This is a genomic window from Micromonospora sp. WMMA1363 (assembly GCF_030345795.1).
GTDB lineage: Bacteria > Actinomycetota > Actinomycetes > Mycobacteriales > Micromonosporaceae > Micromonospora.
In genome coordinates, this window is sequence record NZ_JAUALB010000001.1 from 1,112,303 (window position 1) to 1,136,430 (window position 24,128).

At 73.2% G+C, this 24,128-nt stretch carries 20 protein-coding genes and 4 pseudogenes; 22 read left to right on the forward strand and 2 right to left on the reverse strand.

The features are described 5' to 3' along the window. The first annotated feature begins 12 nt into the window (after positions 1-12). The 15 genes and pseudogenes from QTQ03_RS05085 to QTQ03_RS05155 all read left to right on the forward strand — a co-directional run bounded on the left by QTQ03_RS05085 (position 13) and on the right by QTQ03_RS05155 (position 12,848). Positions 13-279, forward strand: a complete 267-nt coding sequence (locus QTQ03_RS05085) for an acyl carrier protein (protein ID WP_289276956.1) — start codon at positions 13-15, stop codon at positions 277-279. After that, positions 279-524 carry an acyl carrier protein gene (locus tag QTQ03_RS05090; protein WP_289276957.1) on the forward strand — a complete coding sequence of 82 codons (246 nt, stop codon included), beginning with the start codon at positions 279-281 and terminating at the stop codon, positions 522-524. The genes QTQ03_RS05085 and QTQ03_RS05090 overlap by 1 nt, the downstream gene beginning before the upstream one ends. After that, a complete protein-coding gene (locus QTQ03_RS05095) occupies positions 517-1,596 on the forward strand; it encodes a beta-ketoacyl synthase N-terminal-like domain-containing protein (RefSeq protein ID WP_289276958.1) in 1,080 nt (359 codons plus the stop codon). The genes QTQ03_RS05090 and QTQ03_RS05095 overlap by 8 nt, the downstream gene beginning before the upstream one ends. After that, the gene (locus QTQ03_RS05100; protein ID WP_289276959.1) at positions 1,593-2,111 is read left to right on the forward strand and encodes a beta-ketoacyl synthase chain length factor; all 519 of its coding nucleotides are present in this window, start codon (positions 1,593-1,595) and stop codon (positions 2,109-2,111) included. The genes QTQ03_RS05095 and QTQ03_RS05100 overlap by 4 nt, the downstream gene beginning before the upstream one ends. Continuing rightward, on the forward strand, positions 2,108-3,724 hold the full coding sequence (locus tag QTQ03_RS05105; RefSeq protein WP_289276960.1) for a class I adenylate-forming enzyme family protein: 1,617 nt from the start codon (positions 2,108-2,110) through the stop codon (positions 3,722-3,724). The genes QTQ03_RS05100 and QTQ03_RS05105 overlap by 4 nt, the downstream gene beginning before the upstream one ends. 232 nt (positions 3,725-3,956) lie before the next feature. Continuing rightward, positions 3,957-5,194, forward strand: a pseudogene (locus QTQ03_RS05110) (beta-ketoacyl-[acyl-carrier-protein] synthase family protein). 70 nt (positions 5,195-5,264) lie between these two features. Continuing rightward, positions 5,265-6,377: a 4-hydroxyphenylpyruvate dioxygenase gene (hppD, locus tag QTQ03_RS05115; RefSeq protein WP_289276961.1), complete on the forward strand. Its 1,113-nt coding sequence runs from the start codon at positions 5,265-5,267 to the stop codon at positions 6,375-6,377. After that, positions 6,374-7,303, forward strand: coding sequence for a phytanoyl-CoA dioxygenase family protein (locus tag QTQ03_RS05120; protein WP_289276962.1), 930 nt, complete (start codon positions 6,374-6,376; stop codon positions 7,301-7,303). Before hppD ends, QTQ03_RS05120 begins: the two co-directional genes overlap by 4 nt. Before the next feature lie 3 nt (positions 7,304-7,306). Next, positions 7,307-8,098: a DUF3050 domain-containing protein gene (locus QTQ03_RS05125; RefSeq protein ID WP_289276963.1), complete on the forward strand. Its 792-nt coding sequence runs from the start codon at positions 7,307-7,309 to the stop codon at positions 8,096-8,098. Continuing rightward, positions 8,095-9,066, forward strand: a complete 972-nt coding sequence (locus QTQ03_RS05130; RefSeq protein ID WP_289276964.1) for a thiamine pyrophosphate-dependent dehydrogenase E1 component subunit alpha — start codon at positions 8,095-8,097, stop codon at positions 9,064-9,066. The genes QTQ03_RS05125 and QTQ03_RS05130 overlap by 4 nt, the downstream gene beginning before the upstream one ends. Further along, entirely contained in the window at positions 9,067-10,032 is a 966-nt protein-coding gene (locus QTQ03_RS05135; protein WP_289276965.1) for an alpha-ketoacid dehydrogenase subunit beta, read from the forward strand. 3 nt (positions 10,033-10,035) lie between these two features. Beyond that, positions 10,036-11,394: an ATP-grasp domain-containing protein gene (locus QTQ03_RS05140; RefSeq protein WP_289276966.1), complete on the forward strand. Its 1,359-nt coding sequence runs from the start codon at positions 10,036-10,038 to the stop codon at positions 11,392-11,394. Positions 11,395-11,538: 144 nt separating this feature from the next. After that, a pseudogene (locus QTQ03_RS05145) lies at positions 11,539-11,982 on the forward strand (iron chaperone); the annotation flags it as partial. A gap of 123 nt (positions 11,983-12,105) precedes the next feature. Then, positions 12,106-12,516: a VOC family protein gene (locus QTQ03_RS05150; RefSeq protein ID WP_289276967.1), complete on the forward strand. Its 411-nt coding sequence runs from the start codon at positions 12,106-12,108 to the stop codon at positions 12,514-12,516. Continuing rightward, the gene (locus QTQ03_RS05155) at positions 12,462-12,848 is read left to right on the forward strand and encodes a helix-turn-helix domain-containing protein (RefSeq protein WP_502889842.1); all 387 of its coding nucleotides are present in this window, start codon (positions 12,462-12,464) and stop codon (positions 12,846-12,848) included. Before QTQ03_RS05150 ends, QTQ03_RS05155 begins: the two co-directional genes overlap by 55 nt. Positions 12,849-13,083: 235 nt before the next feature. On the opposite strand, the pseudogene QTQ03_RS05160 reads toward QTQ03_RS05155, so the two are convergent. Next, a pseudogene (locus QTQ03_RS05160) lies at positions 13,084-14,324 on the reverse strand (MFS transporter). Further along, a complete protein-coding gene (locus tag QTQ03_RS05165) occupies positions 14,321-15,892 on the reverse strand; it encodes a class I adenylate-forming enzyme family protein (RefSeq protein WP_289276968.1) in 1,572 nt (523 codons plus the stop codon). Before QTQ03_RS05165 ends, QTQ03_RS05160 begins: the two are co-directional and overlap by 4 nt. Before the next feature lie 268 nt (positions 15,893-16,160). On the opposite strand from QTQ03_RS05165, the gene QTQ03_RS05170 reads away from it, so the two are divergent. From QTQ03_RS05170 to QTQ03_RS05200, 7 genes and pseudogenes are all read left to right on the forward strand, one after another. After that, entirely contained in the window at positions 16,161-17,462 is a 1,302-nt protein-coding gene (locus tag QTQ03_RS05170) for an SGNH/GDSL hydrolase family protein (RefSeq protein ID WP_289276969.1), read from the forward strand. 66 nt (positions 17,463-17,528) lie between these two features. Continuing rightward, positions 17,529-18,752 (forward strand): cytochrome P450, encoded by a 1,224-nt coding sequence (locus tag QTQ03_RS05175; RefSeq protein WP_289276970.1) that lies wholly within the window; start codon positions 17,529-17,531, stop codon positions 18,750-18,752. A 76-nt stretch (positions 18,753-18,828) separates the two neighbouring features. After that, positions 18,829-19,752 (forward strand): annotated as a pseudogene (gene lipP1 / locus QTQ03_RS05180) (LipP1 family hormone-sensitive lipase); the annotation flags it as partial. A 121-nt stretch (positions 19,753-19,873) separates the two neighbouring features. Continuing rightward, on the forward strand, positions 19,874-20,986 hold the full coding sequence (locus QTQ03_RS05185) for an alpha-hydroxy acid oxidase (RefSeq protein WP_289276971.1): 1,113 nt from the start codon (positions 19,874-19,876) through the stop codon (positions 20,984-20,986). Positions 20,987-20,989: 3 nt separating this feature from the next. Beyond that, on the forward strand, positions 20,990-22,309 hold the full coding sequence (locus QTQ03_RS05190) for an aminotransferase-like domain-containing protein (protein ID WP_289276972.1): 1,320 nt from the start codon (positions 20,990-20,992) through the stop codon (positions 22,307-22,309). 74 nt (positions 22,310-22,383) lie between these two features. Next, positions 22,384-22,635 (forward strand): hypothetical protein, encoded by a 252-nt coding sequence (locus QTQ03_RS05195; protein ID WP_289276973.1) that lies wholly within the window; start codon positions 22,384-22,386, stop codon positions 22,633-22,635. Positions 22,636-22,740: 105 nt separating this feature from the next. Further along, entirely contained in the window at positions 22,741-23,985 is a 1,245-nt protein-coding gene (locus QTQ03_RS05200; protein ID WP_289276974.1) for a D-alanyl-D-alanine carboxypeptidase family protein, read from the forward strand. Positions 23,986-24,128 lie beyond the last annotated feature (143 nt).

A 24,128-nucleotide genomic window follows, 5' to 3' on the forward strand; every position in this document is an offset into this window, starting at 1 on the left:
AAGAGGTTAACGATGAGAGCCGAGGTCCGCACCTACGTCATCGAGCAGCTGGTCGACATGAACTACGACGTGGAGGAGATCGACGACGACACGACCCTGGGCCCGTCCGGGGTGGACCTGGAATCCCTCGCCCTCGCCGACCTGGCCGTCCGGATCGAGGACCGGTACGGGCTGACGTTCGCCGACGACGAGTCGGAGAAGCTGGCCCTGATGACCGTGGGCGAGTTCACCGCGATGGTCGCCGACCGGGTCGCCGGGGCGACGAGCGACCACTCCTGATGGCCGATCAGCCCGACCTGGGGCGAGCCGACCTGGTGACCATGCTCGCCGAACTGACCGACAGACCCGCCACCGACGTGCCCGAGCGGCTCGGCTCGATGGAGCTGGCCTGGCTCGTGCACCTGGTCGAGCAGCGCTACGACCGGCGGCTCGACCTCACCGACGACCAACTCGCCGGGATCCGCACCGTAGACGATGCCCTGGCGGTCTTCCGGACCTCGCTGACCGTCGCCGCCGATGGCTGACCGGAGCGGCGTCCAACTCACCGGTGTCCACGCGAGCAGCGCCCTCGGCCGCGGCGCCGAAGCGCAGCTCGCCGGGGTGCTCGCGGGGATCCCCACGTTCCGGCCGGTACGCCGGTTCGACACCTCCTCCCGCCGAGTCGACGCCGCCGCCACGTTGCCGGAGGTCGGCGACCTCGCCGACGAACTGGCCGAGGCGGTGGAGGCGGCCTGCCGGGCCGCCGCGCTCGACGCGGGACGCCGCGCCGAGTCGGTCCTGCTGCTCGCGGTGCACGGCGGGGCGAGGGTCCCGGCGCTGGGCGCCGGCCTCGCCGCCGCCACCGGGTTCCCGGGCGTCCGGACGTACACCACGGCGTGCGTCTCGGCGACCAGCGCGGTCGCCGACGCGGCGGCGCTGATCGGCCGTGGCGACGTCGAGCGGGCCGTGGTCGCCGCCGGCTACCTGGTCGAACCGGACCAGTACGCGCTCTTCGACGTCGGCCGGGCCCTCGCCACCGACGCGGCCGTCCGCCCGTTCAGCACCGGCCGTACCGGGCTGCTGCTCGGCGACGCGGTGGCGGCGGTGGTACTGGAGCGGGCCGGCCGCGCCCGACGGCCGGGCGCGGACCTGCTCGGCTGGGGCCGCGCCGGGGACGCCTTCCACCCGTGTCAACCGGATCCGACCGGGCGCGGGCTGGCCCGCGCGGTCACCGCCGCGCTGCGCCGGGCCGGGCTGGCGCCGGATGAGGTCGGATATCTCAACGCCAACGCCACCGGTACCGGGTACAGCGACGCAGCCGAGGCCGCGGCGCTGCGGGCCGCGCTCGGACCGGCGGCGGCGCGGACCCCGGTCAGTTCCACCAAGGCGCTGCACGGGCACGCCCTGGAGGCATCCGGCCTGCTGGAACTCGTGGTCACCGTGCTGGCGCTGCAACACGGCGACCTACCGGTCAACGCCGGTTGGCTCGGCGCCGACCCGGACTGCCCTCTGGACGTCATCCGGGACACGCCCCGCAAGCCGGCCACCCGCTACGCGCTCACCCTCAACTCCGCGTTCGGCGGCGCCAACACCGCCCTGCTGGTGGGTGCCGGATGACCGGCGACGGCAGGGTGACCGTGCTCGCCGAGGCGGCCTGGCCGGAGCCGGGGGACGGCGCGCCACCGCCGCTGCCGGGCTTCGTCCACTCGGCCTTCAACCCGCTGGTCGCGGCAGCCGCCGACCGGTGCCTGACCCGGGCGTACGGGCGGGCACCGGCCCCGGACGGGGCGCGGACGGCGGTCGTGCTGGTCAGCGTGAGCGGTGACGAGGCCAGCGCGGCGCACGTGCGCGCCACAGTCGCCGGCGGCGGGCGTCCCGGACCGCTGTTCTTCTTCCAGTCGGTGCCGAACGCCGTGGCCGGCCACGTTGCCGCCCGCTGGGGGCTCGGCGGGCCGGTGGTCTGTGTCGCACCGACCGGCGACCCGCGCGCGGCGGGGTTCGCCGAGGCCGACCTGCTGTTGCACGACGGCGACGCCGACGCGGCGTTGCTGGTCCTGATCGATGAGGCACCGGACGACGGCGGTGCGGTCGCGGCCGTCGCGGTGCTGCTGGGGGGAGGAGACCGACCATGAGGACCAGGGGACTGCGCGGCGCGCTAGCCGCCGACGACCGGATCGGCGCCGGCAACGTGCTGGCCCGGGTGCTGGCGCACGGCGCCGACCCGGACGGGCCCGGACTGACGTTCGACACCGCCGTCGACGGGCACCCGGCGGAGACGCCGCTGACGTTGGGACAGCTCGACGAGCGGGTAGCGGCCCGGGCCGCCTGGCTGCACCAGCGCGGCATCGCCCCCCGCGACCCGGTGGCGGTCTGGGCCACCGCCGCGGCCGACATGATGCTGACGTTCCTGGCGTTGACCCGGCTCGGCGCGATCCCGGCGTTGCTCAACGGCAAGCTGCGTCCGGAGATCGCCGCCGAGTACATCCGCCGGCTGCGTGGCGTCGCGGTGCTCGCCGACGACGCCCACACGGCGCTGCTCGCCGAGCACGACCTCGGTGTGCCGCTGCTCGGTACGCCCGCCGAGGCGGGCACCGGCGACCCGGCCGCCGCCCCCGCCCACTACCGGCACCACCCGGACGATCCGATCGTCATCACCCACACCTCGGGCACGACCGGGGTGCCGAAGGCGGTGCTGCACTCGCACGCCAGCCTGTTCGCCGCGACGCGGCACCTGCTGAGCATGCCGCAGGCCCAGGGCACCAGCCGGATCCTCAACGCGTTGCCCGCCCCGCACACCGCCACCGTGCTCATGGTCAACCAGGCCCTCGGTAACCGGGCGGAGATGTTCCTCCTGTCCGACCAGGGCGGTGAGCGGGTGCTCGACGCGATCCAGCGGTGGCGCCCGGACGGGGTGTTCGGCTTCTCCGTCACCTGGGCGGAACTGGCCCGGTTCGATCTGTCCGGGTACGACCTGGACTCGGTGCGGCTGTGGTTCAACACGGGCGACTCGTCGCATGAGCCGCACATCCGGCGCCTCGTGGCGGTCGGATCCAGGGACGTGGTCACCCACGAGGGGATCACGCGGGTTCCCGGGTCGGTGTTCATCGACGGGCTCGGTTCCTCCGAGATGGGGCACTCGATATTCCACGTCACACACACCCGCGACACCGACCGGTACGGGCGGTGCATCGGCCGCCCGTACCGGTTCGCGAAGGTCGCGGTGCTGGACGCGGGCGGCGAACCGGTGCCCATCGGCGAGGTGGGGTGGCTGGGTGTCGACTCACCGTCGTTGTTCCGGGCCTACTGGAACGACTCGGCGACGACGTACCGGTTCCGGCAGCGTGGCTGGTACCTGACCGGAGACCTGGTGTACGCCGACGCCGACGGGCGCTACTACCACGTGGACCGGTCGGTCGACTCGGTCGACGCCGGCGGTGGGAAGCGGTTCTACACGGCGTTGTCCGAGGAGCGGATCCTCGCCGCGTGCCCCGACGTCACCGACTGCACCGTGGTGATCCTCAAGGAGCCTGCCGGGATCGTCACCGACGTCCTGCTGGAGTTGGCGGCCGGCGCGGACGAGACCGAGGACCGCACCGCGCGGGTACGGGCGGCGCTCGGCGTCGACGTCGGGGTGACCCTGCGCCGGGTGGTACCGGTCCGCGCCGACGACATGCCGGTCACCGTCACCGGCAAGGTCCGCAAGGTCGCTTTGCGCGAGCGCTACCTGACCGAGGTGGCCCCGTGAGCGCGAGGAGTGAGCCGGGGTTGCGAGCCCCGCAGTCGCGAACCGGGGAGCTGCCGTGAGCGCGAGGAGTGAGCCGGGGTTGCGAGCCCCGCAGTCGCGAACCGGGGAGCTGCCGTGAGCGCGAGGAGTGAGCCGGGGTTGCGAGCCCCGCAGTCGCGAACCGGGGAGCTGCCGTGAGCGCGAGGAGTGAGCCGGGGTTGCGAGCCCCGCAGTCGCGAACCGAGGAACTGCCGTGAGCGCCGTCATCACCGGGATGGGCCTGTTCACCCCGGTGGGACGCGGCGTCGAGGCCACCTTCGACGCGTTGTGTCGCGGACGTTCGGGCCTGGTCCGCCCGCCCGGGGCCACCCCGCCGCGGGTTCGTTGGAGGTGGCCGGGGTGCTGCCGGAGGTCGACCCGCGGACGGTGGCGTCCGGGCCGGACACCCGGGTGCTCGACCGGATCGTGGTGCTGGCGCTGCTCACCGCCGCCGACGCGCTCGCCGACGCCGGCATCGAGGTGGGCCGGAACGTGTCCGCCGAGCGGACGGCGGTGATCGTCGGAGGGGTCGGCGGGATGGCCACGCTGGAGACCCAGGTGCTGGCCCGGGCCGCCCGGGGCCGGGCCGCCGTCAGCCCGTACCTGCTGACCGGGATCCTGCCGAACATGCCGTCGGCGCGGATCGCGATCCGCCACGGCATCCGGGGCTACAGTTCATCGGTCGGCACCGCCTGCGCCTCCGGCGCGCAGGCCGTCGCCGACGCGGTGCGGCTGATCCGGGCGGGCGAGGCCGACGTGGTGCTCTGCGGAGCCAGCGAGGCACCACTGTTCCCCACCTTCGCCGACACCTTCGGCAACGCGCGGGCCCTCGCCCGGGGTTGGGACGACCCGACGGCGGCGAGCCGCCCGTTCGACGCCCGCCGCAACGGGTTCGTGCTCGCCGAGGGGGCGGCGCTGCTGGTGCTGGAGCGGGCCGAGCACGCCGCGGCGCGCGGCGCCAGCGGGTACGCCGAGGTCGTCGGCTACGGCGTGACGACGGACGCGTACCATCCGACCACCCCGCGGCCGGACGGCGCAGGCGCAGCCGAGTGCATGCGGCGGGCCCTGGCCAACGGCGGGGTGCCGGCGGCGCGGATCGGCTACGTCAACGCGCACGGCACCGGCACCAAGCTCGGCGACACCGCCGAGACCACCGCGCTGGCGGAGGTGTTCGGCGAGCACGGCGTTCCGGTCAGCTCCACCAAGGCGCTCACCGGTCACCTGCTCGGGGCCTCCGGCGCGCTGGAGACGGCGGCCACCGCGCTGGCGCTCGGGCGGGGCCTGCTCCCGCCCACCTGGAACCTCGACGACCCCGATCCGGCCTGCCCGGCCGACCACATCCGCAAGGAATCCCGGGCGACCGAGACCGGGTACGCGCTGACCAACTCCTTTGGCTTCGGTGGCCAGAACGTGAGCCTGCTGCTCGCGCGGGGCGCCCGGCCGAGGGGGTGACGCGGCGCACGACCCGCGGGCGCGAAACGACCGTACGGCAGTCACGGAAGGAACCGGGAAGGGCTGGCACATGGACATCCGTGGGATAGACCACATCGAACTCTACGTGGGGGACGCCCGACAGGCGGCTTTCTACTTCGGCCGGGCGGTGGGCCTGCACCTGTGCGGTCAGGGCGGCCCGGAGACCGGGTTGGCCGGGCAGCGTTCGCTGCTGTTGCGACACGCCGACATTCGCCTGGTGCTCACCTCCGGGCTGGCCGCCGACCACCCGGCGACGCGGTACGTGCTGCGGCACGGCGACGGTGTCGCCGTGGTCGCGCTGGAGGTCGGCGACGCCGCCGGGGCGTACGCCGAGCTGGTGGCCCGGGGGGCGACCGGGGCGCTGCCGCCGACCACCGTGGGCGACGCGGACGCCGAGGTCGTCGTCGCCGAGGTGGGCGGGTTCGGCGACGTGCGGCACCGGCTGGTCGAACGGCGGGGGGACCGGGAGGCGTTCCTGCCGGGTCTGGTGGAGATGCTGCCACCGGAGGACGATTCCGACGAGAAGCTGCTCACCGAGATCGACCACCTGGCGGTGTGCGTGCCGGCCGGGCAGCTCGCCGGGGCGGTCCGGCTGTACCGGGAGGTGTTCGGCTTCGCGGAGATCTTCCACGAGCGCGTCGAGATCGGCGGCCAAGCGATGAACTCCACCGTCGTGCAGAGCCCATCCGGGCGGGTGACACTGGTGCTGCTGGAGCCCGACAGCAGCGGGCAGGCGGGGCAGATCGACGCCTTCCTCGACCAGCACTCCGGGGCTGGGGTACAGCACCTCGGGCTGCGCACCGACGACATTGTCGGCGCGGTGGAGACGCTGCACCGGCGCGGGGTGCGCTTCGCCGGCACCCCCACCAGCTACTACGACGCGCTGGAGGCCCGGGTCGGCCGGGTCGACGCGCCGCTGGAGCGGCTACGCGAGCTGGGGGTGCTGGTCGACCGCGATCACGCGGGCCAGCTACTGCAGATCTTCACCGAGTCCATGCACGTGCGCCGGACGCTCTTCCTGGAGCTGATCGAGCGGCGCGGGGCGCGGACCTTCGGCAGCGGCAACATCAAGGCGCTCTACGAGGCCAAGGAACGGGAGCTGGCCGCGGCGGGGGCGACCCCCGCCGCCGCGGCCACCACCGGACAGGGGGTGACGGCGTGACCAGCACCGAGTGCGAACCGACGCTGACCGCCGAGGAGGAGGCGCTGCTCCCGTCCGACGAGGACGTGGCGTTCTACGCCGAACACGGCTGGTACCTGTCGAAGAAGCTGCTCCCGGACGCCGAGGTGGACGCCCTGGCGGCGGCCGCCGACCGGTACTACACCGGCGAGCGGGACCGCCGCCTGCCGGTCCGCCCGCCGAAGCTCGCCTACTGGGAGCCGGCGAAGGGGGAGGTGCAGCGGCACAACGACTACGTCCACTACGAACACGACGGCATCGGCGCGATCCTGCGCAAGCCACTGATCGGGGCGGTCGCCGCCCGGCTGGCGCAGGCCGACGAGATCCGTGTCTTCCAGTCCACGCTCATCCACAAGCCGCCGATCGACGCGGAGCCATCCAACATCGTGCCCTGGCACTTCGACAAGCACTACTGGGCGTCGTCGTCGTCGGAGCGGATGCTCACCGCGTTCATCCCCTTCCACGACTGCGGTGCGGAGATGGGCACCATCACGATGGTGGACGGCTCGCACCGCTGGCGTGAGGTCGGGGCCGACGACACCGTGGTGCGGCACTTCGCCGAACGTGACCGTGAGCAGCTGGAGGAGATGTTGGTCCGCAACGCCGCGTACAACGGCGCCGCGGTCCGCAAGGTTCCGATGGTGATCCCCAAGGGACACCTGAGTTTCCACCACTGCCGCACCTACCACGGCAGCGGCGCGAACGTCAGCGGACGCCCCCGCCGGGCGATCTCGCTGCACCTGCAGGACGGCGGCAACGCCTGGCGGGCCTACCCGCTCTCCGACGGCACACTCGCCGCCTACAACCACGACGTGCTGGTCCGCCGCACCCGAGACGGGCGGCCGGACTACGCGGACCCCGAATACTGCCCGGTCATCTGGCGCCACCACGCCCAGCAGGGAGGCTGAATCATGTCACGGTACGACTGGGGGACGACACACCCGGGGATCGAGCGGCTGGAGAAGGCGGTGACCGACCGCCGGGACGCGGTCGTCAAACATCCGCTGTACGCCAACCTCGACACCCACGAGGCACTGGTCACCTTCATGGAACACCACGTCTTCGCGGTTTGGGACTTCATGTCCCTGCTCAAGTCGTTGCAGCGGCAGCTCACCTGTGTGACCGTGCCGTGGATCCCGACCGGGCCCACCGGCAGCCGCCGACTGATCAACGACATCGTGATGGTGGAGGAGAGCGACGAGCTGGGCGACGGCTACATCAGTCACTTCGAGCTGTACGTGCAGGGCATGCGGGAGGCCGGCGCCGACACCGGTCCGGTGGACACGCTGATCGAGCTGCTGCGCGCCGGCCGGCCGGTCACCGGGTCGCTGGCCGACGCCGGCGTGCCCGCGCCCTCGGCCGCGTTCGCCGGCACCACCTGGCGGATCATCGAGACCGCTCCGGTGCACTGCCAGGCGGCCGCGTTCGCCTTCGGCCGGGAGGACCTGATCCCGGACATGTTCGCCCAGGTCGTCGCCGTCAACGAGCGCAGCCGGCGGCTCCACAAGTTCGTCGACTACCTCGAGCGGCACATCGAGGTCGACGGTGAGCAGCACACCCCGATGGCGATGCAGATGCTCGCCGACCTGTGCGGCGACGACGACACGAAGTGGCAGGAGTGCGCGGACACCGTCAACACCGCGCTCGCCGCCCGGGCCCGGCTCTGGGACGACATCCTCGCCGCCGTCAAGGGGCGCGGGTGACCGAGGCCGACCCGGTCCGGCTCTACCGGACCGTACGGCTGATCCGTCGGTTCGAGGAGCGGGCGATCGAGCTCGTCCGCTCCGGCCACGTCGTCGGGGGCATCCATCCCTACCTCGGTCAGGAGGGCGTCGCGGCCGGGGTGTGCGCGGCGCTGCGCCCCGCCGACGTGGTCGCCGGCACCCACCGTGGGCACGGGCACGTGCTGGCCAAGGGCGCTGACCCCGCCCGGATGATGGCCGAGCTGTGCGGCCGGGTCACCGGTCTGAACCGAGGCCGGGGCGGGTCGATGCACGCCGCCGACTTCGCCGTCGGGGTGCTCGGGGCCAACGCCATCGTCGGCGCGGGCGGCGCGATCGTCACCGGGGCGGTGTGGGCGCGCCGCCGGCGCGGCGAGGACCTGGTCGGGGTCAGCTTCCTCGGCGACGGTGCGGTCAACGAGGGGATGTTGCTGGAGGCGTTCAACCTGGCCTCGCTGTGGCGGGTGCCGGTGCTGTTCGTGTGCGAGAACAACGGCTGGGCCACCACCATGCCGGTGGCGGGCGCGGTGGCCGGCAGCATTCCCGCCCGAGCTGAGGCGTTCGGAATCCGGGCGTCCGTCGTGGACGGTCAGGACCCGGTGGTCGTCTGGGATGCCACGGTGGCCGCCGTCGACCGGATGCGGGCCGGGGGTGGCCCCGAGTTCCTCGAGGCCCGGACCCACCGCTTCGACGCCCACCACACCTTCGAGCACGCGGTACGGCTGGACTACCGGCCGCCGGAGGAGGTGGCCCGGGGCCGATCCCGGGACCCGGTGGACATCGCCGGTTCCCGGCTGGCCGCCGACCTGCGGGAAGAGGTGGACGCCTCGGTGGAGGCGGAACTCGACGCGGCGGTGGCGTTCGCGCTGGCCGGTCCTGAGCCGGATCCGGCCGCTGCGCTGGAGCACCTGTACGCCAGCGGGCTCACCGCCCGCCCGGGAGGTGGGTAGATGCCGAGGCTGTCCTACCGCAAGGCGCTCAACCGGGCGCTGGCCGACGAGTTGGCCCGCGACGAGGAGGTGTTCCTGCTCGGGGAGGACATCCGGGTCGCGGCGTCGGCGGTCACCGCCGGGCTGCTGAAGCGTTTCGGCCCCGAGCGGGTCCGCGACACCCCGCTGTCGGAGCAGGCCTTCACCAGTTTCGCCACCGGCGCGGCGCTCGCCGGGGCACGGCCGGTGGTGGAGTTCCAGATTCCGTCGCTGCTGTTCCTCGTCTTCGAACAGATCGTCAACCACGCGCACAAGTTCCCGCTGATGACCGGTGGGCAGTGCGCCGTGCCGGTCACCTACCTGGTGCCCGGCTCCGGCTCCCGTACCGGCTGGGCGGGGCAGCACTCCGACCACCCGTACAGCCTCTTCGCCCATGTGGGGGTTACCACCGCGGTGCCGGCCACTCCGGCGGACGCCTACGGGTTGCTGGTGTCGGCGATCCGCTGCGACGACCCGGTGGTGGTCTTCGCCCCGGCCGGCGCGATGGAGGTCCGGGCGGACGTCGACGGGTTCGCGCCGGAGCCGCTCGGCCGGGGGCGGGTGCACCGGGCTGGCGACGACGTCACCGTCGTCGCGGTGGGGCACCTGGTGCACGACGCGCTCGCCGTCGCCGAGGAACTGGCCGACCAGGTGTCGGTGGAGGTGTTCGACCCACGCACGTTGTACCCGTTCGATTGGGACGGACTGCTGGAGTCGGTGGGTCGGACCGGGCGGCTCGTGGTGGCCGACGACTCCAACCGGTCCTGCGGTATCGCCGGGGAGGTCATCGCCACCGTGGCCGAGCGGGCCCGGTTGCACGCCCCGCCGCGTCGGGTCACCCGCCCCGACGGAGCGGTGCTGCCCTTCGCGCCGGCGCTGGACCGGGCCGTGCAGCCAGGTCGTGAGCAGCTCCGGTCCGCCATCCAACACGTTGCGAAGGACGGATGAGACATGATGGAAGCCGACCATCGCTGGCCGTCCGCCGCGCAGGCGTGGCTGGACCTGCCCGCCGACCTCCGTGCCGACCTGGTGGCGGCCGGCGCGGCGGCCTGGCGGGAGATCTTCGACGGCCGGGCCACGTACAACAAGCATTGGCGGCTGGCCCGGCCGCCGGTGATGGACGAGACGTCGCTGCGCGTCCTCAACACCGTGTGCGACCGGCTTGCCCAGCTCGTCTTCGAGGCGTGCCGGCGGCGGGCCGGCACGGCGGGGGAGCTGCGTCGGCTTCTCGGCGTGCCGGACGGCGAGACCCGGCTGCTCGAGGACGACGAGCCGCTGAGCGCGGCGCTGCTCGCCGCGTTCCGCCCGGACGTCCTGCTCAGTGACGGGGTGCCGCGTGTCGTGGAGTACAACATCGACAGCAGCCTCGGTGGGGCCTTCGACGCCGACACCACCGTCCGGCGGTTCGTCGACGTCTATCGGCGGCGGGGCCTCGCCGGGCGGGCCCGGCTGGAACCGGCGCCTTCGGCGGTGGACCTCCGGTTCGCGGCGATCCGCTTCGGCCTGGCGCTGCCCGACGGGGCCCGGGTGGCGATGCTTGTCGACTTCGACGCCGAGTACCCGGGGCTGGACGATCCGGAGCGTTTCGTCCGGCTGCTGTCGCCGGTTGTCGACCGGGCCGCCGCGTTCGGGTTGGACCTGGTCGTCGCGCCGGTCTCGCAGCTGACGGTGGACGGCTCGGGCCGGCTGGTCGTGCGGGGCGAGCCGGTCGACGGGGTGTTCCGGCTCTTCGTGCCCAACCGGGTGACCCCGAGCGCCGGGGTGGATGCCCTGGAGGTGGCGGTGCGGGCGCGGAGCGTACCGATGTGGGTGTCGGCGGCGGCCTGGCTGATCGCCAACAAGCAAACGTTCGCGTGGCTCTGGGACGACGCCGACGCCCTGCCGGCGGCCGACCGGGACCTCGTCCACCGTTACGTGCCGCGGACCTGGATTCTCACCCCGGAGCTGGTCGACCGGGCGGTGACCGACCGGCACGACCTGGTGGCCAAGCCCGCCGACGGCTCCGCCGGTGTGGACGTGCTGATCGGTCGGGAGACCACGGCGGAACGCTGGCGTGCCGGGGTGAGCCGGTTCGCCGCGCGGGGCGGCTTCATCCTCCAGCGGTACGTCCGGGCCGACGACGTCCCGCTGGACTTCGTGCACATCGAGACCGGCGAGACGGTCGCGGCGGACGTCCCGTACAGCATCGCGCCGTACCTGTTCGGCCGCCAGCCGGCGGGCGCCTGCATCCGGACCGGCTTTCCGGGCTGTGACGGGGTTCTCAACCTGGCCCGCGGCGTCCTTCTCTCCGGCCTCCTGGTGACCGACTGACCGCCAGCCGGCCTGGCGCACGGCGACATCGGGTGGCGCTCCGCCGTGTCGTGTAGCCGGTCGGGGGGTGGAGGGCGACGTTCCCTTGCGAACCGTGGTGTCGGCGGCCCGTCCGGGGGTCGGCGGCCGGCCCGGCGGGCGGCCGAGTCCACCGAGGACGAGGGGTTTTCCGAGGTCGAGCGCGCTGCCATCAAGGGCCGCGCGGCGGAGTTGACGTCGGAGGCTCGCCGTAGCAAGAGCGCGGACAAGGCGGCGGCCGACGAGCGGGACGTGCTCGCGAAGATCGGCGACATGGCGCCGCCGGACCGTGCGGTGGCGGAACGCCTACACGCCATCGTCACGGAGACCGCCCCGGACCTGGCGCCGAAGCTGTGGTACGGCCAGCCCGCCTACGCGCGGGGCGGAAAGGTGGTGTGCTTCTTCCGCAGCGGCCAGGTGGACAAGGAGCGGTACTCGACGTTCGGGTTCACGCCGGCGGCGAAGCTCGACGAGGACCACGGCATGTGGGCGACGTCGTTCGCCCTGACGGAGTTGAGCGACAAGGCCGAGACGGCGATCAGGAAGCTCCTCACGAACGCCGTGAGTTGACCCGCGCGGCGTCAGGTCGTCGTCACCAGGACGCGAGGGTCACCGTCGTACGGCTGCCGGTGGTGCGCCCTCGGTCAGGAATCAAGAAGCGCCGGCGGTACGGCGGCCGTTAGCGTGAGCGCCATGAACATCACGATTCAGTCGAGCTTTCTGCCGCACGAGAACGCGGATGCGTCGGTCACCTTCTACCGGGATGTCCTGGGCTTCGAGGTGCGCAATGACGTGGGTTACGCCGGGCTGCGGTGGGTCACGGTGGGCCCGGTCGGCCAGCCGCGGACGTCGATCGTGCTCGAGCCACCGGCGGCCGATCCCGGAATCACCGACGAGGAGCGGCGCACGATCGAGCAGATGATGGCGAAGGGTACGTATGCCGGCGTGCTGCTGGCGGCCCCCGACCTCGACGAGGTGTTCGGGCGGGTGCAGGCCAGCGGAGCCGAGGTGGTGCAGGAACCGATCGAGCAGGACTACGGGGTCCGGGACTGCGCCTTTCGCGACCAGGCAGGCAATCTGGTCCGGATCCAGCAGACGCGCTGAGCTCGCCTGCGAGTGACGAACCCTGGCCGCACAGCGCATCTCTCGCGCCCGGCACCTCGTCGGTCGACCTCGGCTCATCCCGGCGGGTGGAACGGGCGATGGCGTTGCTGCGCCGCGGCGACGTCACCATCACGGAGGTCTGCTTCGCGGTCGGGTGTTCGTCGCTGGGGACGTTCAGCAGCCGGTTCACGGAGCTGGTGGGTGTGCCGCCGAGCACGTACCGGCGGATGGCGTCGCGGGCGACGGCGGGTATGCCGTCGTGCGTGTCGAAACAGGTGACCCGGCCGGTCCGGCGCCGGCAGGCGCGGGCGGTGGAGCGGCAACCGGCCTGACCCGCCGACGGCCCAGGCCCGGCTTGGTCGGCCTCAACATCCACAACAGGTGGGCTCTGCTGCGGGCACCCCCTCGCCTGGCTCGCCCCCTCCCCGCCGCTGGCGTAAGCCCCAGAGCGTGTGCAGTTCTGTGGATCTACCGCCGGGGCCTCATGGCTGTCGCCGGCCCTGGCCCCTCAGACAAGACTCGAACCTCGACCACGCGTGCGGCAGCGTCCCGGCGTGGAGCCAGGGTTCATCTTCCGGTCAGTCCCTGCGTCGTCAACAAGGGATCTTCCGTTCCACCCGGGGGAGCGGGTCGCAGGGCGGCGGCGAGGGGGACCGCGGTGACGACGAGCGTGCACAGGGCCGCCGTCACCAGCGCCGGAGCGAGACCGAGGGCGGTGACCGACCAGCCGCCGAGCAGGGCGCCCAGCGGCAGCCCGGCGAAGGCCAGCGAACCGGCCAGGCCGATCACCCGGGTCTGTAGGTCGGCCGGGACGCGCTCGTACAGCGCCACACCCAGCAGCGGGTTGACCACGGCTATGCCGATGCCGGACACGAACGTCACAGCGAGCACCACCGGCAGGTCCTCGCTGAGCGCCAGCACCAGCAGCCGGGGCGGACCGCTCACCGCCGCGCCGACGGCGAATGTCAGGTCCCGACGCAACCGGGGCCGAGCACCGTGAACAGCACGTTTCCCAGCAACGCCCCGGCCGAGAACGCCCCGAGCAGGAGCCCGAGCCCGGCCGGGCTGCCCAGGACGTCGGCCACCCAGAGTGGGATGTAGACGGCGATGCTGGCGTTCACCACCATGTTCAGCGCCGAGATCACCAGTAGCATGCCGAGCAACGTCGTGTCCCGCCCCAGATAGCGGAGCCCGCCGCCGAGTGCCCGCAGATAGCCCTCGGCCGCCGGACGCGGCGCGTCACCCGCCGGGAGGCGCACCAGCGTGCCGATCACCAGCGCGCAGACCGCGAAGGTCGCCGCGTCGATGAGGATCGCCCAGGTGACCCCGAACCACCAGATGAGCAGGCCGCCGAGGCCAGCCCCGAGCAGGGTGACCACCCGGCCCAACCCGTCGTAGACCGACGTCAGCCGGATCAGCTTCACCCCGGCCGCCTCGGCGACCGGCCGGAACATCACGTGCTTGACCCGGTCGCCGACACCGCGTAGCGCACCCACCACGGCGACCAGCGCGACCAGGGCGCCGAAGCCGATCCACGGGGTGAGGGCCACCGCCACCATCAGGCCCGCGCTTCCCACATCAGCGACGATCGAGGTGCGGCGCAACCCGATCCGGTCCGCCAGCGGCGGACCGAGGCCGCTGGACAGCAGGTACGGCAGCGTTTCGGCGGCGGCCACCACGCCCATCCGCGCCGGGCTGCCGGTCGTCTCCAGCACCAGCCACGGGATGGCGACGATCGAGATCCGGCTGCCCAGGTTGGACAGCAGATCAGCGCCGACCAGCGCGGCCAGCGTCCGCCGGCCGGTCACCTGCGGCTGCCGATCGACGCCTCCGGATGCTCGACGGGGGACGGGTGCGCTGCCGCGTACCGGGCGCGCAGCGCCCGTTTGTCCACCTTGTTCGCCCGGTTCAGCGGCAGCGCGTCGAGGAACTCCACGCCGCCGGGCGCCCAGGTGTCGCTGAGCGTCGTGGTGACCAGGTCGATCAGCTCGGCTCCGGTGACCGTGGCGCCGGGAGCCGGCACGACGTAGGCGTAGGGTAACTCGCCGGCCACCTCGTCCGGCACCCCGATCACCGTGGCGGCGCGGACCGCCGGGTGCCCGGCCAAGATGTCCTCGATGGGCCGGGAGTAGATCGGCCAACTTCGCTGGCGGGTGAGGATCCGGTCCTGGAGGCGGTCGACCAGGTACAGATATCCGTCGTCGTCGAGGTGGCCGATGTCGCGGGTGCGCACCCACCCGCCGACCAGTGTGTCGGCGGTCAGTTCCGGCTGCCCGTGGTACCCGGCGAAGCGCAGCGCGGTGTGCACCCACACCTCGCCGTCGACGCCTGGCGGCAGCACCGCGCCGTCCTCGGCTCGGATCTCGATCCGCACGTCGCCGTACGCCTTCCCGCAGGAGCACAGCCGCTGTGGGTGCGCCGGATCCTCGGTCAACCCCGGCTGGGCGGCGACGACGACCGCTTCGCTGAGGCCGTAGACGATGCGCAGCACCGGGCCGAAGCGGGCGATCGCCTCGCGCAGCCGGGTGGGTGCGGCGGGCCCGGCGCCCACGTTGAACATGAACATCGCCGAGAAGTCCGCGCCGGGCAGGTCGGGGTGGTCGAGCACCTCGTACAGCATCGGCGGGGTGACGAAGGTGGAGTTGATCCGCTCGGCCGGGACGGTGCGGAGGAACGCCGCCGCGTCCCAGCCGTCGCGGGGAAAGAGCACGCCGCCGGTGAACAGATTGAACAGCGTGGTGATCTGGCCGCTGGCCAGCCACATCGGGGAATACGAGAGGTGCCGCAGCAACGGGAACCCGGCGGCCCGGAAATCCGCGGCGAGGGCGAGGATCTGGGTGTAGAAGCTCTCCCGGTGGTGCACCAGCTTGGGGCGGCCGGTGGTGCCGGAGGTCTGCAGGAACGACTCCGCCGCGGGTACGTCGACGGGAAGGGCGGTCGCGTCGGCGGGATCGGCCGGCAGATCCAACTCGGCACCGACCCGTAGCGCGGGTACGCCCGCCAACTCGGCGGCCAGCTCCGCGCCGATGCCCGGATCCCGAGCGTGGTAGACGAGAGCGTCGGGGCGGGCCAGCCGCACGAACTCGTCGATTTCCCGGCGGGAGGTGACCGGCGCGATCCACATCGTCCGGCAGCCCAGCAGATGCAGGGCGAGCTGGACCAGTGGTGCCTCGACCGGGTTGCCGAGCGACACCAGCACCGCGGCGCCCGGGCGGACGCCGTGCCGGAGCAGGGTCGCGGCGAATCCGCGCACCGCGTCTGCCACGTCGGTGTAGGTCAGCCGGCGTCCACCGTCGACCAGCGCCGCACGATCGCCGTAGGCGGCGAACAGGTCCAGCGCGCGGTGCACGTAGCCCGGCTGCGGTCGATCGGTCATCCGGACGTCCCCCATCCTTCGCACGACTGCCGGGTCGGGCCCGGACGGCGTGCGCGGCTTGCGGTGACCGCGCCGCCACGTGCGAGCCTAGGCCGGTCGAAGCGTGGGGACAGGAGCCGAAGGGATCTCCTGGCAGGGCCAGCGGGCCATTTGATCACGTCGATCAGTTGATTGACGTCCGTCAGCCGTGACAGCTAGGTTCCGGACCATCGCCCAGCTGAGCGCCGTCGACGGACGGGGTCCTGGGGTGCCAACTGATGGAGGTTCAATGTCGACCCCGAAGAGATGGCATGTCGTCACGGCGGCGGCGGCGCTGCTGGTTGCGGGTGCTCCCGCCGTGGTGGCGAGCGCCGGGCCGTCGTCCGGAACGGCGGAGCGCGGCCGCGCGACGTGGGCCGCCAGTTGGGCGACCGCGGTCACCCGTGGCAACGCGACCGGCCTGACCAACACCGGCCTGAACAACCACAGCGTCCGCATGGTCGTGCACACCACCGTGGGTGGGCCGGTGCTGCGGGTCCGGATGAGCAACATGTACGGCGAGCAGTCTGTGCGGATCGGCCGCGCGACCATCGCCCGGCCCGACGCCACGACCCCCGACGACCTGTCCGACATCGATCCGGCGACGTTGCGTGAGCTGACCTTCGGCGGCGCCACCTCGGCGACCATGAACCGAGGCGCCGAACTCATCAGCGATCCGGTCGCCTTCCCGATCGGGGACCAGCAGGACCTGGTGCTCACCGTTCACTTCCCGACCCCGACCGGGCCGGTGACCTTCCACGGCCAGTCCCGGCAGACGAACTTCATCGGCGCCAGCGACCTCACCTCCGCCGCCGACGGTGCCGGTTTCACCATCCGGCCCAACTGCTGTTGGTTCTTCCTGTCCGGCATCGACGTCCAGCGTCGGCACAGCCCCGGCTCGGTGGTGGTGTTCGGTGACTCGATCGCCGACGGCAACGGCAGCACGGTCAACGCCAACATGCGCTGGCCGGACCTGCTCGCCGACCGGCTCATCGACGCCCGCCCCGACGTCCGCACACCGGGCGTGCTCAATGCCAGCCTCGCCGGCAACCGGCTCAACCACGAGGGCCCGGAACCGGGCGCCGGCGGCTTCCCCGGCTACCACGAGCTGGGGCCGAACGCCCTCGCCCGGCTGGACGAGGACGTCTTCTCCCAGACCGACGCCCGGACTGTGATCACCCATCTGGGCATCAACGACATCTGGATGTCGGACGACTCCGCGGAGGCGATCATCGCCTCCCTGCGGCAGATCAACGAGCAGGTCAAGGCACGCGGGCTGCGCAGCCTGGTGGCCACGCTCACGCCGTACGAGGGGCACGGCAACCCGGGTGTGTGGACGCCGGAGAAGGAGGCGACCCGGCAGGCGGTGAACGTGTACCTGCGCGGCAGCGGCGAGTTCGACGGGCTGCTCGACTTCGACCGGGTGCTGCGTGATCCGGCGCAGCCCAGTCGGCTGTTGCCGGCCTACGACTCGGGGGACCACATCCACCCGAACGACGCCGGCAACCAGGCGATGGCGGACGCCGTGCCGTTGCGCCTGCTCGGCCGCTGACAGCCTGGTACGGGCGGCGGGTATTCCCGCCGCCCGTACCGCCGATCTCCGGGAGGCTCATCCAGCATGGACGCAGAGCAGCTGCTGACCCGCCTCTACAGTGACGAGGGCCGGCAGGACCCGTACCCCTGCTATGCCGGGCTGCACGCGCTGGGCCCGATCACGGCGTTGCCGTCCCGCCCGGAGCACCGGGCGGTCGCCGCCGTGGCGGTCGGCTACGACCTCGTCGACGAGGTGCTGCGCGACCCGGAGTGGTACAAGCAGCCCCCGCCGGACTGGGCGGAACAGGAGATCCTGCGGACCCTCCAGACCTCGATGATGTTCGTCAACCCGCCGGATCACGGCCGGATGCGGCGCGTGTTCGCCGGCGCCTTCACGCCGCGTCGGCTCGGCACCCTGGAGCCGGTGATCCTCCGGGTGGCGGGGGAGCTGCTGGACCGGATGGCAGAAGCCGGGAGCAGTGCCGTCGACTTCGTGACGGACTTCGCGTACCCGCTGCCGGCCCGGGTGATGGCCGAGTTCATCGGCATTCCCGAGACCGACCTGTCCTGGTACCGGGAGCGGGTGGACCGGATCGACGAGTACCTCGACGTGGCCGGCAAGACCCCGCAGCGGCTCACCGCCGCCAACACCGCCGCGGCCGAGCTGCGGGCCTTCTACGCGGACCTGCTGGCGCACCGCCGCCGCACCCCCGGTGAGGACCTGATCAGCGGGCTGGTCGGGGCCGTGGACACGGGCGGCGTCGAGCTGACGGACGACGAGCTGATCAGCAACCTGATCGTGTTGTTCAACGCGAGCTTCGTGACCACCGTCTACATGTTCAGCAACGGCCTGCCACTGTTGCTGGCGCACCCGCAGGTGGCCGCGGCGCTGCCCGGTGACCCGGGGCTGACCGGCCGGTCGGTCGACGAGATCCTGCGGCTGGAGGCGCCGGTTCACTTCCTGGCCCGGGCGGCGCCGCGGGATTCGGTGCTCGGCGGGATCCAGATCGCCCGCGACCAGAACGTCCTGCTGGTCATCGCCGCGGCCAACCGCGACCCGAGCCGCTTTCCCGACCCGGACCGGTTCGACCCGCACCGCTCCGGACCGCCGTCGCTGGCGTTCGGCATCGGCCCGCACTACTGTCTCGGCGCCGCCGTGTCCCGCCTGGAGGGTCGGCTGGCGCTACCCCGGCTGCTGTCGCGCTTCCCCCGGATGCGCATCGATGAGCCCCCGACCTACAGCGGCAGCCTGTTCCTGCGCGGCATCGACAAGCTCCTGGTGAGCACCGGGAGAGAGGAGCAGCGGTGAGCAACTGTGGCGAGCCAACGATCGGACCCGCGGCCGGGACGCCCCGGGTGGCCGCCGCGCGGGGCGTGGTGGCGGAGTGAGCCTGCATCCCCAGGCTGAGGCGTACCGCGCCGCCCGGAAGGCGGCCGGCATCCCGCCGCTGTACAGCCAGACCCTCGCCGAGGCCCGTGCCGCCGACCTCGCCGCGATCCGCGCCGGATCCGGTGCGGTCGAGCCGGTGTACCAGGTACGCGACACGCACGTTCCCGGCCCCGTCGGTGACCTACCGGTCCGGATCCACCGGCCGGCCGGCGTCGGGCCGCTGCCCACGCTGCTGTACTTCTTCGGCGGAGGGTGGACGCTGGGTAGCGCCGACACCGCCGACGGGATCTGCCGGCGGCTGGCCAACGCGGTGCCCTGCCAGGTGGTCACGGTCGGCTACCGGCTCGCTCCCGAGCATCCTTTCCCGGCGGCGGTGCACGACTGCCACGCGACCCTGCGCTTCGTCGCCACGCACTCGCAGGAGTTCGGCGCCGACCCTGCGCGCCTCGCCGTGGGCGGCGACAGCGCGGGCGGCAACCTGGCCGCCGCGGTCACCCTACTGGCCCGCGGTGACGGCCCCGGGCTGGTCGCGCAGCTGCTGGTCTACCCGAACACCGACCAGACCGCCGAGCCGGGCGGCGACGACGACCCGCTGCTGTTCAACCGCCGCTCGGTCGCCTGGTACCGAGACCACTACCTGGCCACTCCGGCGGACGCGCGCCACCCGCTCGCCTCACCACTGCTCGCCGAGGACCTGACCGGCCTGCCGCCGGCGCTGGTGGTCACCGCGGAGTACGACCCGCTGCGCGACGAGGGCGAGCGGTACGCCCACCGGCTCCGCGACGCGGGCGTCCCGACCACTCTCACCCGGTACGCCGGGATGGTGCACGGCTTCTTCGCCATGCCCGGGACGTTCGACGATGGCCGCCGCGCCCAGGAACAGGCCGCCGCGTTCCTCCGGGACCACTTCGGCCGCAGCCCCGGCGCGGCGGTCGCCGCGCCGGGGGACGCGGTTGCGACCGGGGCGGGCGACGCGGACGGCGCCGGTCGGACCGCGACGGTCGACGGCGTCGGAGGGGCGCTGGGCACGGTGGTCGGCGATGGCTGACAGCGCGCTGCCGAAGCCGGACGTGCCGCCCGCCCCCGCCGGGCTGGCCGACTTCGCCGACCTCGCCCGTGCCGTGCTGCCGCCGGAGGTGTGGGACTTCGTCGACGGCGGCAGCGGCGCCGAGACCACCCTCGCCGCGAACCGCCGCGCCCTGGATCGGGTCGGCGTGCTGCCCCGGGTGCTGCGCGGCGTGCACACCCCGTGCACCGAGGCCCGGTTGCTCGGCGCCAGCCACTCGCTGCCGGTGGCGGTCGCACCGATGGCGTACCAGCGGCTGCTGCACCCCGACGGCGAGGTCGCGCTGGCCGGGGCGGCCGGAGCGGCCGGTGTCCCCTATGTGGCCAGCACGCTGAGCAGCGTCTCGATCGAGGAGATCGCCGCGGTCGGCGGGACGGTCTGGTTTCAGCTCTACTGGCTGCGCGACCGGGGGCTCGTCACTGACCTGCTGGACCGGGCACAGGCGGCCGGGTGCACCGCGCTGGTGTTCACCGTGGACGTCCCGATCCTCGGCCGGCGGCTGCGCGACGTGCGCAACTCCTTCACCATCCCGCCGCACATGGTCGCGAACCGGTCCGTCGGCCCGGACCACCGCGCGCCCGCCGCCACCCTCGGCGTGTCCGCGGTGGCCGCGCACACGGCGGAGTTCTTCGCGCCGGCGGTGACCTGGTCCGATCTGGACTGGCTGCGGGAGCGTACGGCTGTGCCGCTGGTGGTCAAGGGTGTCCTCGACCCGCGCGATGCCGTCCGCGCAGCGGAGGCCGGGGTGGACGCGGTGGTGGTCTCCAACCACGGCGGGCGGCAGCTCGACGGCGCGCCGGCCACCGCCGCCGCGCTGCCCGAGGTGGTGGCGGCGGTCGCCGACCGGTGCGAGGTGCTGCTCGACAGTGGCGTCCGGGGCGGCGCCGACGTGTTGCGGGCCCTCGCTCTCGGCGCGCACGGCGTGCTGGTGGGGCGCCCGATGCTCTGGGCGCTCGCGGCCGGGGGCCGCGCCGGCGCGGAGATCGCGCTGTCGCTGCTGACCGGCGAGTTCCGCGACGCGCTGGCGCTGGCCGGGTGCGCCGATCCGGTCGCCGCCCGCGACCTGCGAACGACGACGGTGGAGTGAGTCGTGACGGTGGACCTTCGCCTGTCCGACCTGCACCCGGCGCTCGACGATCCCGCGCTGAACTCGATGAGCTTCCTCAACGAGATCGCGCAGCGTTACCCGGACGCCGTGTCGCTGGCCGCCGGCCGGCCGTACGAGGAGTTCTTCGACGTCGCCGCGCCGAACCGGTATCTGGACACGTTTCGCCGGCATCTCACCGAGGACCTCGGGCAGAGCCCGGAGCAGGCGCGCCGCACGCTGTTCCAGTACGGGCGGACCAAGGGGATCATCCACCACCTGGTCGCCCGCAACCTCGCCGTCGACGAGGGGATGACGGTCGACCCGGAGGCGATCGTGGTGACGGTCGGCTGCCAGGAGGCGATGGTCCTCGTGCTGCGGGCGCTGCGGGCCGGCCCCGAGGACGTGCTGCTCGCCGTCGCGCCGACGTACGCCGGGCTCACCGGCGCGGCGCGCCTGCTGGACCTGCCGGTGCGCCCGGTGGCCGCCGGCACGTCCGGGCTGGACGCGGTGGACCTGCGCGCCCAGCTGCGCCGCGTCCGCGCCGACGGGTTGCGCCCGCGTGCCTGCTACCTGACGCCGGACTTCGCCAACCCCTCGGGGCTGAGCGTCGCGGAGGACAGCCGGCGGGCGCTGCTGGAGCTGGTCGCCGAGGAGGGACTGCTGCTGATCGAGGACAACCCGTACGGCCTGTTCCCGGCCGGGGACGATCGGCGGCCGCCCACGCTCAAGTCGCTGGATACCGCCCGCCAGGTGGTCTACCTGGGGTCGTTCGCCAAGACGGTGCTGCCGGGCGCCCGGATCGGCTATGTCGTGGCCGACCAGCGGGTGGCCGGGCTGGACGGCACGGTCGGTCTTCTCGCCGACCAGCTCGCCAAGATCAAGAGCATGGTCACGGTGAACACCTCACCGATCGCCCAGGCGGTGGTCGGGGGCGCGCTGCTCGAACACGGCTGCAGCCTGGTCGCCGCCACCGCCCGTGAGCGGGCCGTGTACGCCCGGAATCTCCGTCACCTGGTCGATGGCCTGCACCGGCGCTTCCCGGCCGGGTCGCCGGTGCGCTGGACCGTACCCGCCGGGGGCTTCTTCGTTGTCGTCACCGTGCCGTTCCCGGTCGATGACGCGTTGCTGCATCGCTCGGCCCGCGAGTACGGGGTGCTGTGGACGCCGATGGCGCACTTCTACGCCGGCAGCCCGTCCGTGCCCGCGCTGCGGTTGTCGGTCAGCGCGGTCACCCCGGCCGACATCGACCTCGGACTGGACCGGCTGGCCGCGCTGGTCGCCGACGAGCTGGCCGGTAGGGCAGCGACGGCGGAGCTCGGTTGACACACCGCGTTCATCGCATGGCAAACCGCGACGGCCGTGTTCCGCCGTCCTCGGTGGACAACCATAATGGGTGCATGGTCGCCTGGGAGTACGCTCTGCTGGTCCGCCGCTATCAGGGGCAGGGTCGGAGTTTCCACGTCAGCTTCACCTGGTACGGCCCGGACGGGTCGCGTCGGGACGTCACCGCGTATGGCGACACCGCGGTCGCGCACCTCAACCGTGTCGGGCGCGAGGGGTGGGAGCTGGTCTCCGCGGCCGAGGACGTGAACAATGTCCAGGGCAGCACCGAGGTGCACCGCTATCATCTGAAGCGTCCCATGCCGTGACCGCCGGCGATGGCGCACGGCCCGCACCCGGCGAGTGACAGCCGGTTTCCCTCGGTGCGGCGGGTCCGCTTCCACCCGGCCGATCTTGTTGACTAGGGTCGGGGAATGCGAGTTCGGCTGCTGGTGGCTACCGCGTGCGCCCTCCTCGTGCCGGTGGCCGTTCCCGCGCCGGCCACGGCGGCGCCGGCGCGTACCGGTGCCGCCGAGACACCCTGTCCACGCGTCGCGGTGTCGACGTCCGCGCCGTCTCGACCGCCCCGGCCGTCCCCGCCCCCGGCGGTGGCGGAGGACCGGGTCGTCGGCGGACCGGCGCTGGCCGCCTCCGGTCTGGTGATCCCGGCCGGCGCGCGGTCCGCGCCGGCGGTGACCGCGACCTCGTGGCTCGTGGCCGACCTGGACACCGGCCAGGTGCTCGGGGCCTGCGGCCCGCACGAGTACGCCACCCCGGCGAGCGTGCAGAAGCTGCTGCTGGCCGCCGCCGTGCTGCCCCGCCTCGACCCGGAGCGGGTTGTCACGGTGACCGGCGAGGACCTGGACATCGAACCCGGCTCGTCGGCCGTCGGTCTCGTCCCCGGTGGGCGATATCGGGTGGAGACGGTCTGGCTCGGTCTGCTGCTCCAGTCGGGCAACGAGGCGGCGAACGTGCTCGCCCGCCTCGGTGGCGGCCAAGCGGGCCGGGCCGGTGGTGTCCGGGCGATGAACCAGCTGGCGCAGCGTCTCGGTGCCCGGCAGACGCACGCGGTCACCCCGTCCGGGTTGGACGGGCCGGGGCAGTTCACCAGCGCGTACGATCTCGCGTTGATCGCCCGGGTCTGCTTCGCCGACCCCGCGTTCCGCCGGTACGCCCTGACCGAGACGCACCAGATCCCGGCCCAGCGCCAGCCGCGCGCCAACGGCTTCCAGATCCAGAACGAGAACCAGCTGATCTACCGCTACCCGGGTGCTCTGGGCGGCAAGACCGGCTTCACCGACCTGGCCCGGCACACGTACGTCGGCGCGGCCGAGCGGGACGGCCGACGCCTGGTCGTGACGCTGCTGGGCGCCGAGTCCCGGCCCGCGCGAGGTTGGGAGCAGGGGACCGCCCTGCTCGACTGGGGCTTCGCGCTGCCCCGGGACGCCGCGGTCGGCCGGCTGGTCGAGCCAGGCGAGCTGGACGAGTCCACCTCCGACCCGCCGCCGAGGCCGGTACCGCCCGTGGCCGACGCCCGCCCCGCCGCGGCGTCGGGCTCGGCCCGCAACGGTCTGGCCGGGGCGCTGCCCGCGGCGGCGGCGGTGGCCGGCGTGGGTGTCCTGCTGGCGCTCGCGATGCGCCGCGCCCGCGCATCCCGGCGACGCCGAGGTCGCGCCTGACCGCAGCTGGCCAGAGCCGCCGGCAGGGCGACCGGTACCGGGAGACCGGGCCAGGGGAGCGGGCTTGGAGCACGCGGGTGAGCGGCGTCGACGACGGCGTGGCCACGCCGCGCTTCCTCGGCAAACCACGTCGGCCGCCGGCG

Bases quoted from the DNA above. Each gene is read 5' to 3' on its own strand.
- hppD (WP_289276961.1), top strand. From the start codon at position 5,265: ATGGACATCCGTGGGATAGACCACATCGAACTCTACGTGGGGGACGCC.
- QTQ03_RS05105 (WP_289276960.1), top strand. From the start codon at position 2,108: ATGAGGACCAGGGGACTGCGCGGCGCGCTAGCCGCCGACGACCGGATC.
- QTQ03_RS05165 (WP_289276968.1), bottom strand. From the start codon at position 15,892: ATGACCGATCGACCGCAGCCGGGCTACGTGCACCGCGCGCTGGACCTG.
- QTQ03_RS05170 (WP_289276969.1), top strand. From the start codon at position 16,161: ATGTCGACCCCGAAGAGATGGCATGTCGTCACGGCGGCGGCGGCGCTG.
- QTQ03_RS05175 (WP_289276970.1), top strand. From the start codon at position 17,529: ATGGACGCAGAGCAGCTGCTGACCCGCCTCTACAGTGACGAGGGCCGG.
- QTQ03_RS05200 (WP_289276974.1), top strand. From the start codon at position 22,741: ATGCGAGTTCGGCTGCTGGTGGCTACCGCGTGCGCCCTCCTCGTGCCG.
- QTQ03_RS05095 (WP_289276958.1), top strand. From the start codon at position 517: ATGGCTGACCGGAGCGGCGTCCAACTCACCGGTGTCCACGCGAGCAGC.
- QTQ03_RS05150 (WP_289276967.1), top strand. From the start codon at position 12,106: ATGAACATCACGATTCAGTCGAGCTTTCTGCCGCACGAGAACGCGGAT.
- QTQ03_RS05090 (WP_289276957.1), top strand. From the start codon at position 279: ATGGCCGATCAGCCCGACCTGGGGCGAGCCGACCTGGTGACCATGCTC.
- QTQ03_RS05125 (WP_289276963.1), top strand. From the start codon at position 7,307: ATGTCACGGTACGACTGGGGGACGACACACCCGGGGATCGAGCGGCTG.
- QTQ03_RS05100 (WP_289276959.1), top strand. From the start codon at position 1,593: ATGACCGGCGACGGCAGGGTGACCGTGCTCGCCGAGGCGGCCTGGCCG.
- QTQ03_RS05185 (WP_289276971.1), top strand. From the start codon at position 19,874: ATGGCTGACAGCGCGCTGCCGAAGCCGGACGTGCCGCCCGCCCCCGCC.
- QTQ03_RS05135 (WP_289276965.1), top strand. From the start codon at position 9,067: ATGCCGAGGCTGTCCTACCGCAAGGCGCTCAACCGGGCGCTGGCCGAC.
- QTQ03_RS05085 (WP_289276956.1), top strand. From the start codon at position 13: ATGAGAGCCGAGGTCCGCACCTACGTCATCGAGCAGCTGGTCGACATG.
- QTQ03_RS05195 (WP_289276973.1), top strand. From the start codon at position 22,384: ATGGTCGCCTGGGAGTACGCTCTGCTGGTCCGCCGCTATCAGGGGCAG.
- QTQ03_RS05140 (WP_289276966.1), top strand. From the start codon at position 10,036: ATGATGGAAGCCGACCATCGCTGGCCGTCCGCCGCGCAGGCGTGGCTG.